This is a genomic window from Rhizobacter sp. P3_B12 (genome assembly GCF_056402895.1).
In genome coordinates this window covers 1-2,864 of record NZ_JBFUGN010000804.1, presented here as the reverse complement: position 1 = coordinate 2,864, position 2,864 = coordinate 1, and the positions used below count along the sequence as shown (strand labels likewise).

Below are 2,864 nucleotides of genomic sequence, written 5' to 3'. Positions count from 1 at the left end.
GGCTACACCCTGTCGCTGACCAGCCCGGCGCAAGGCCCGGTCACCGTCACGCTGAGCTACAGCGGCACGGCCGCCGACGGCAGCGACTACACCGGCGTCGCCACCGTCACCATACCCGCCGGCAGCAGCAGCGCGAGCTTCAGCATCCCGACGCTGGACGACGCCGTGGCCGAGGGCAGCGAGCACTTCACCGTCAGCGTGGCCTCGGCCACCGGAGGCGGCTTCGAGAGCCTGGTCGTCAGCGCCGCCAACGGCAGCGTCACCACCGGCATCGTCGACAACGACAGCGCGACGCTGAGCCTGTCGGCCACGTCAGGCCTCACCGAGGCCGGCGGCAACATCGTCTACACCGCCGTGCTGACCCAGGCAGCGGTGAGCGACCTGAGCGTGACACTGTCGAACGGTGCGGTCATCACGATCGCTGCCGGCCAGCTGAGCGGCACCGCCACGGTGGCCGTGGCGCCTGGCGACGACGCCTACGTCGACCCGACCAGCGTCAGCGCCACCATCCAGGGTACGAGCGGCGGCGGCATCCTGCTGAACATCGACCCGACGGCGGCCGTCACCGGCATCRCCGACACGATCGACACGACGACGGTCACGCTGAACGCCTCGGCGACGAGCGTCGCCGAAGGCGGCAGCATCGTCTACACGGCCAGCGTCGACCACCCGGTGACCGGCTCGCCGCTGGTGCTGACGCTGTCGAACGGCCAGAGCATCACCATCGCCGTCGGCCAGAGCAGCGGCAACAGCGCGCCGTTCGCGGTGCGCCCCGACGACGCCTATGCGCAGGGCGACCAGCCGCTGAACGTCGGCATCGTGTCGCACAGCGGTGCCAACTACGAGAACCTGGCCACCGGCAGCACGGTGGCGACCACCGTCACCGACAACGCCAGCACGACGACCGTGGCGCTGAGTGCGTCGACGGCGTCCGTGGCCGAAGGCGGCAGCATCGTCTACACCGCATCGGTGAACCAGCCGGTGTCCGGCCAGGACTTCGTCGTCACGCTGAGCAACGGCCAGACCATCACGATTCCAGTCGGGCAGAGCAGCGCCGACAGCGCGCCCTTCGCGGTGCGCGGCGACGATGCCTATGCCCAGGGTACGCAAACGCTGAACGTCGGCGTCAGYGCGACCAGCGGCGGCAACTACGAGGCCGTGGCCCACACGTCGACGGTCAGCACCGACGTCACCGACGACGGCGATGCGACGACCGTGACGCTGAAGGCGTCGAGCGCTTCGGTGTCCGAAGGCGGCAGCATCGTCTACACCGCCGAGCTCGACCATGCGGTGAGCGGGCAGGACCTGGTGCTGACGCTGACCAACGGCCAGAGCATCACGATCGCGGTCGGCCAGACCAGCGGCAGCACGGCACCGTTCGCGGTGCGCGCGGACGATGCCTATGCGCAGGGCACGCAGACGCTGAACGTCGGCGTCAGTTCGCACACCGGCGGCAACTTCGAGGCGCTGGCCACCGGCAGCACGGTCGGCACCGACGTCAACGACAACGGCACGCAGGTGGTCGCCACGGTGACGGCTTCGGCCGGCGCGGTGGCCGAAGGCACGGCCGTCAGCTACACCGTCACGCTGAACCAGGCGGTGACCGGATCCGACTTCAGCGTGACGCTGAGCAACGGGCAGAGCGTCACCATCCCGGTCGGCCAGAGCTCGGCCAGCACGGCGGCCCTGGCGCTGCGCGGCGACGACGCGCATGTGCAAGGCACGCAGACGGTGTCGGCGGGCATCACCGGCACCAGCGGCGGCAATTTCGAAGCGGTGAACGGCAGCTCGACGGCCCGCGTGGACGTCAGCGACGACGCCGACGTGACGACGGTGTCGATCAGCGGCGCGGGCAGCGTCGCCGAAGGCGCGAGCGCCGGCTACACGCTGACGCTGGACCATGTCGCCGCCACGCCGGTGACCGTGACGCTGAGCTACAGCGGCGTCGCCGCCGACGGCAGCGACTACGCCGGCGTCACGACAGTGACGATCCCGGCCGGCAGCAGCAGCGCCGTCTTCAACCTGGCGACCATCGACGACGCGCTGGCCGAAGGCACCGAGAGCTTCACCGTGACGGTGACCGGCGCGAGTGGCGGCGGCTTCGAGAGCCTGGCCGTGGGCAGTGCGAACAGCGTCACCACCGCCATCGTCGACAACGACGTGGCCAGCGTGAGCCTGGGCGCGACGCCGGGCCTGACCGAGGCCGGCGGCACCATCACCTACACCGCGACGCTGACGCAGGCGCCGTTGAGCGACCTGGGCGTGACGCTGTCGAACGGCGCGGTCATCACGATCGCTGCCGGTCAGCTGAGCGGCACCGCCACGGTGGCCGTGGCGCCCGGCGACGACGTCTATGTCGACCCGACCAGCGTCAGCGCGACCATCCAGGGCACGAGCGGAGGCGGCATCCTGCTGAGCATCGACCCGACGGCGGCCGTCACCGCCATCGCCGACACCCTCGACACGACGACGGTCACGCTGAATACCTCGGCGACCAGCGTCGCCGAGGGCGGCAGCATCGTCTACACGGCCCACGTCGACCACGCGGTGACCGGCTCGCCGCTGGTGCTGACGCTGTCGAACGGCCAGAGCATCACCATCGCCGTCGGCCAGAGCAGCGGCAACAGCGCGCCGTTCGTGGTGCGCCCCGACGACGCCTATGCGCAGGGCGACCAGCCGCTGAACGTCGGCATCGTGTCGCACAGCGGCGCCAACTACGAGCAGCTCGCCACCGGCAGCACCGCCAGCACCGCCGTCACCGACAGCGCCAGCGTCACCACGGGGAACCTGAGCGCGTCCACCGCGTCGGTGGCGGAGGGCGGCCGCGGCGGCTCCACGGGCTCGGTCCCCGCGCCGGTCTCCGC

At 71.0% G+C, this 2,864-nt stretch carries 1 protein-coding gene; it reads left to right on the top strand.

Annotation, left to right across the window (positions count from 1 at the left end):
* Positions 1–2,864 (top strand): immunoglobulin-like domain-containing protein (locus AC1D01_RS28270; protein WP_477872326.1); only part of this gene is annotated, 2,864 nt, incomplete at both ends.